Source organism: Pseudomonas sp. NBRC 111123 (genome assembly GCF_001320205.1).
GTDB lineage: Bacteria > Pseudomonadota > Gammaproteobacteria > Pseudomonadales > Pseudomonadaceae > Aquipseudomonas > Aquipseudomonas putida_J.
Genome location: NZ_BCAZ01000093.1, coordinates 1 through 5313 on the forward strand (window position 1 = coordinate 1; position 5313 = coordinate 5313).

Annotated in this window: 7 protein-coding genes and 1 pseudogene; 1 reads left to right on the plus strand and 7 read right to left on the minus strand. The window is 64.3% G+C overall.

The genetic code is table 11. The features are described from left to right. Window positions 1-55: 55 nt before the first annotated feature. Both APH27_RS25275 and APH27_RS25280 read right to left on the minus strand, forming a co-directional pair. Window positions 56-568 carry a nuclear transport factor 2 family protein gene (locus APH27_RS25275; protein WP_060486207.1) on the minus strand — a complete coding sequence of 171 codons (513 nt, stop codon included), beginning with the start codon at window positions 566-568 and terminating at the stop codon, window positions 56-58. 7 nt (window positions 569-575) lie between these two features. Further along, on the minus strand, window positions 576-1685 hold the full coding sequence (locus APH27_RS25280) for an amidase (protein WP_060486208.1): 1110 nt from the start codon (window positions 1683-1685) through the stop codon (window positions 576-578). A 173-nt stretch (window positions 1686-1858) separates the two neighbouring features. Between APH27_RS25280 and APH27_RS25285 the strand changes: the two genes are divergently transcribed. Beyond that, window positions 1859-2338, plus strand: a complete 480-nt coding sequence (locus APH27_RS25285) for a MarR family winged helix-turn-helix transcriptional regulator (RefSeq protein WP_027919345.1) — start codon at window positions 1859-1861, stop codon at window positions 2336-2338. A gap of 38 nt (window positions 2339-2376) precedes the next feature. Here APH27_RS25285 and APH27_RS25290 read toward each other — a convergent pair whose 3' ends face one another. The 5 genes and pseudogenes from APH27_RS25290 to APH27_RS25310 all read right to left on the minus strand — a co-directional run. Next, a complete protein-coding gene (locus tag APH27_RS25290) occupies window positions 2377-2874 on the minus strand; it encodes a flavin reductase (RefSeq protein WP_027919344.1) in 498 nt (165 codons plus the stop codon). A gap of 11 nt (window positions 2875-2885) precedes the next feature. Beyond that, window positions 2886-3845: a PDR/VanB family oxidoreductase gene (locus APH27_RS25295; RefSeq protein WP_060486209.1), complete on the minus strand. Its 960-nt coding sequence runs from the start codon at window positions 3843-3845 to the stop codon at window positions 2886-2888. Between the two features lie 48 nt (window positions 3846-3893). Further along, on the minus strand, window positions 3894-4625 hold the full coding sequence (locus APH27_RS25300) for an SDR family NAD(P)-dependent oxidoreductase (RefSeq protein WP_060486210.1): 732 nt from the start codon (window positions 4623-4625) through the stop codon (window positions 3894-3896). A gap of 10 nt (window positions 4626-4635) precedes the next feature. Continuing rightward, a complete protein-coding gene (locus tag APH27_RS25305; RefSeq protein ID WP_060486159.1) occupies window positions 4636-5112 on the minus strand; it encodes an aromatic-ring-hydroxylating dioxygenase subunit beta in 477 nt (158 codons plus the stop codon). Continuing rightward, window positions 5112-5313, minus strand: a pseudogene (locus tag APH27_RS25310) (aromatic ring-hydroxylating dioxygenase subunit alpha); the annotation flags it as partial. The gene APH27_RS25305 and the pseudogene APH27_RS25310, both read right to left, overlap by 1 nt.

The following is a 5313-nucleotide window of genomic DNA, read 5'->3' on the forward strand; positions in this document are numbered from 1 at the left end:
TCGATCTACGCCTTGCTACAAAATCCAAGGCATGCACCTGGTCGCCTCAACGCGCCTACCGCTCAGGCAGCGGCAATGGCGCCTCACTGTTCCAGGCAGTCACCGGCCGGCTGAACAGGTTCTCGGTCTGGAAATGCGCCATCCGCCACTGCCCTTCTTCCTGCGCAAAACGCACCGTCAGGCGCGCCGCATTCAGGTGCGATGCACCATCGGCAAAAGTGCTGGTCTGCAACATCACCCAACGCCCGAACCCCTGCCCGCCCTCCACCTCGATGACCTCACTGGTCAGGAAATGCACGTTCAAGGCGAAGTGCGCCGGGGTCTTCATGTAGGTGGCGAACATCGCGCCAATCGCCTCACGGCCCCGGTAACCACCAAAGCTCGCGGCATACTTGGCGCCCTTGCCTTCCCACACGGCCTCGCGGGTGAACAGCCCGGCCAGTTCGTCCAGCGGAGTGCTGGCATCGAGCTGGTCGCACAGTTCCATGTAGCGGTTGATGCACACGCGAATGGCTTGCTGGTCTTCAAAGCGCTGCAGGCGGGCCTGCAGCTCATGGATATCGGTCATCGCCACCTCAGTACAGGTTCAGCAGCAAGCGCTCGGCCACGGCCAGCAGCTTCTCGTCGGCGCCCTTGGCCGCCACCAGTTGCAAGCCGACCGGCAGGCCGGTTTCGCTGCCCAGCGGAATGCTCAGGGCCGGGTGCCCGGACAAGTTGAACGGCCGCACCAGCGAGGTCATGCCCAGCACGGCACGGGTGTCGGCGGCATCCTCCAGGCGCAGCGGGAAGTCCGGCATGGTCGGCAGCGCCAGCACATCGTAGCTGGCCAGGGCCTGGTCGACTTCTGCGGTGAAGCGGCGGCGCACCTCTTCGGCTTCGGCCAGTGCGCTGTCGGTGGTCTGCCCCGCCGCTGCCAGGCGCCCGGCGATATCGGCGCCGACCTTGCCGGTTTCCAGCAAGTGGCCGCAACCGGCAAAGGTCTCGCGGTTGATCACTGCCATGCCGGCCTCATAGGCCGCGCCAAAGTGCTTGAGCTCGACGTTGCCCAAGGGTAGGCCGCTGGCTGTCAGGGCACCGTGCACCACCTTGTGGATCGCCGCCTCGGCAGTGACCCGCAGCACGCCGATACGCGCTCTGGCCGGGACCTGCGCCGGGTTGAAAGTCGGGTCGATCATCGTCATCGCCCGCACCAGCATCGGCAGGCTCGCGGCAAACGGGCCAACGCAGTCGAGGCTGCTCTGTGCCGGCATCACGCCTTTGCGACTGACCCGGCCAAAGGTCGGCTTGAGGCCGAACACGCCGCAGCAGCAGGCCGGCACACGCACCGAGCCACCGGTGTCGGTGCCCAGGCTGAAGTCGGCCAGGCCCGCAGCCACGGCTGCAGCCGAACCGCTGGAAGAACCACCCGGAATGCGCCCGGGAAAGCGTGGGTTGGCCGCCGTGCCGGTGTAGTGGTTGATGCCGGTGGTGCCGAATGCCAGCTCATGCAGGCTGACCTTGCCAGTCAGCCGCGCGCCGTTGGCCAGCAACTGGCTGACCACCTCGGCGTGCCGTTCGGCCAGCGGGGCATGCTCCAGTGCCTGGCTGCTGGCGCGGGTCGCGGTACCGGCGACGTCGAGGGTGTCCTTGACCACGACCCGGGGGCCGCTGCCGCCCAGGTCAAGGGTTTCAACTATGATTGTCATTTTCGTGGAGCCCTTTTCAAGAATGGATGGCGGACCGTGGCCCAGCCATGAACATGCGTGTCAATTACTTGAAATGTCAACTGAACATTCCCGTAATTACTGGCACAGCTGCGGTGGTCAAATGCGCGGAAAGGTCTATGATGTCGCGACTATTCCGCACAAGTAGTGAATCGATGAGCACGTCTAAAACCAAAGGCCACAGCCATCACGACCCGGCCAGCGATGAATTTCGCAAGGAAGATTTCCCCTTCTACTGGCTGGCCCGTGTGCACGGCCGCTACACCCAGAACATGGAACGCCTGCTGAAGAAGGTCGACCTCGACGTGCCGCGCTGGCGCGTGTTGTGGATCCTCAACGAGAACGGTGAGTCGAGCATTTCCGAGATTTCCACCCACGCCATCGCCAAGCTGTCGACCATTACCAAGATCGTCTACCGCATGAAGGAAGATGGCCTGGTCGATACCGCGCCCAGCCCCGAGGACGGGCGCGTGACCCAGGTGCGCATCACCGAGGTCGGCCTGCAGAACATCGAGCGCATGCAGGATGTGACCCGCGAATTGTTCCAGCGCAGCTTCAAGGGGTTGACCGAGGCGCAGGTGCAGCGGTTGAACAAGATGCTGGAAGTGGTGTTCCACAATCTTGAGACCCTGTAATGCCTGAAGACCGCTGGGGCCGCTTTGCGGCCCCCGCTTCAGCAGGCTTTGGACGATTCGCACACCCGGTGATAGGCCCGGTTGAAATACACCAGCCCGTCATCGGCACCACCGTGGCGGATGTCCTGGATTTCGCAGTAGAAAATGCTGTGCGACCCCACCTCATGCACCTGGGCAATCCGGCAGTCGAAGTTGACCAGCGCTTCCTGCATCACCGGCGCGCCACTTTCCAGCACCGTCCAGTCTGCAACGGCAAAACGCTCGTCCATGTTCAGGTTGCGGTTGGCGAAGGCGCCCGACAGTTCCTGGTGGGTGCCGGCCAGCACGTTCACGCACAATGCGCCGTTGGCCTTGAACTGCTCGTTGGAGTACGAAGAACGGTTCATGCACACCAGCAAGGTGGGCGGCGAGTCGGTCACGCTGCACACTGCCGAGGCGGTGAAGCCGAAGCGGCCGGCGGGGCCATCGGTGGTGATGACCGATACGGCGCCACCGAGCAGCGCCATTGCGTTGCGAAATTGGGATACGTCTACCATGGTCATGCTCCTCAGATATCCAGCACCAGCTTGTTGGACTTGGCCCGCGAGCAGCACACCAGGATCTGGTCGTTCGCGGCTTTTTCTTCATCGGTCAGGTACACGTCGCGGTGGTCAGGCTCGCCTTCGAGCACTTCGCACATGCAGGTGCCACATACCCCTTGCTCACACGAGATGTCGATCTTGATGCCTACCTGCGCCAGGGCATCGAGGATGCTCTGGCCCTCGGCAACCTGCACGGTCTTGTTGCTGCGCGCGGCGACCACTTCGAAGCCTGCGCCGCTGGCGTCGACCTCGACCTGGAAGTACTCCTTGTGGATGTGTTCCTCGCTGTAGCCTTGCTGCCGCGCGCCGTCGATCACCCAGTCCATGAAGCCCGACGGGCCGCAGGTGTACAGGTGCGTGCCAGCCGTGCCAGTACCAAGCACGTCTGCCAGGTTCAGGCGCTGGGCCGCTTCTTCATCGTCGAAGTGGGTGAACACCCGGGCAGCAAACGGCGCGTTGGCCAGTGCCTCGAGGAAGGCGCTGCGGCTGCGCGAGCGCCCGCAGTAATGCAGTTCGAACTCGGCACCCTGCTGGTGCAGGGCGTGGGCCATGGCGATCATCGGCGTGATGCCGATGCCGCCACCCAGCAGGATCGAACGGCGCGCATCGGCCGCCAGCGGGAACAGGTTGCGCGGGGCGCTGATCTGCACCTCGTGCCCTTCCAGCAAGCTGTCGTGAACGCTCACCGAACCGCCGCGGGAGGCCGGGTCTTTCAACACACCCAGGCGATACACTGTGGCATCGGCCGGGTCGCTGCACAGCGAATACTGGCGCACCAGGCCTGGGGCAACATGGATATCCACATGCGCACCCGCCTCGAAGGCCGGCAGCGCCGCGCCATCGGCCCGGCCCAGGTCGAGCACGACCACGTCGGCCCCTTGGATCTCGCGCTTGCGCACGACTACATTCAACAATTGTTCATTCATGGCCGGTGTCCCGCCTAACAGAGGGGCGCGTGGGCGCCCCGGAAAATATCAACGCATGAACAGGCCGCCGTTCACGTCCCAGGTCGCCCCGGTGGTGAAGTAGGCCTCGGGCCGCGCCAGTTGCACGATCAGGTCGCCAAGGAAGTCGGCATCGCCCAGGCGCTGCACCGGGATGTTGGCCAGCAGGCCCTGCAGGCGCTCGGCCGGCACTGCGGCATGCACCGCAGGCGAGTCGATCGGGCCAGGGGCGATGGCATTGACGGTGACGCCACGGGCGGCGAATTCCTTGGCGAAGATCTTGGTCAGGGTGACGATCGCGCCCTTGCTCGCCGCATAGTGCGCGCCGGTGGCGGTGCCGCCGTTCTGCCCGGCCAGCGAGGCCATGTTGATGATCCGCCCGTAGCCGGCTTCGGCCAGGTGCGCGCCCAATACCTGGCAGCCGAGGAACACACTGCGCAGGTTGAGGCCGACCACGGCGTCGAACTCTTCGGGGCTGATCTGCATCAGCGGTGTGGTCTTGGTGACGGCGGCGTTGTTGACCACCACGTGCAAGGCGCCGAAATGCTCCAGCACCTGGGCCAGGGCCTGCTCGAAATCGGCCTTGCTGCCGACGTCGAGCTTGACCGCCAACGTGCGCCCACCCAGCTGCCTGGCGGTGGCCTGCGCCAGCGCCAGATCACGGTCCGAGACCACCACATCGAAGCCTGCGGCGAGCAGCCGGGCACAGAAGCGCTGGCCGAGCCCCTGGCCGGCACCGGTTACCAATGCGACTTGGTTCATGGCGTGCTCCTCAGAGGATGTAGCCGATACCGGCGAGGGTATCGTCGCTGTTGATCAGGCTGATCACCTTGCGGTGGATCTTGAAGCCGCCTTCGGCGCGCACCAGGGTGTAGGTCAGGTCGGCGCTGTAGTGCTTGAGGCTTTCCTTGCGGAACTCGCGGATGTTCTGCGCGGCCCGCACGGTGACGTTGACGCCGTCGTCGGCCAGTACGCGGAAACGCGAGATCGTGCGCACGGTGCGTGGCTGCGGGCTGGTGGAAATCGACTCGCCACCGATCAGCCGCTGCACGCGCAGGCCGCGCATGTGGTGGTCGTCGTAGGCGTAGTTGAGGGTGTTCTCGTAGTCGGTCTCTTTTGGATCGATCGGGATGATATAGGTCCCTTTCTCGGTCCACAGGTTCAGCCAGGTGTCGTATTCACCGTGGTCGAGCATGTCGCCTTCCTGCCAGATGAACGCGGTGACTTCATTGAGCAATGGCAGGTTCATCATTTGACCTCCGCTGTCATCATCTTCTTCCACTGCTGGTACGCCGCGCGCATGCCGGTTTCGGCACTGACGTCAGAGACCAGGCCGTCTTCGCTGGGCTTCTCGCCCGGCAGGCCGCGGTTGAGCATGATCCACAGGTTCTCGCCGGCATTGGCGCCTTTCTGCACCCGTTCCCAGGCTTCGGAATCGTCCGGGGTGCCG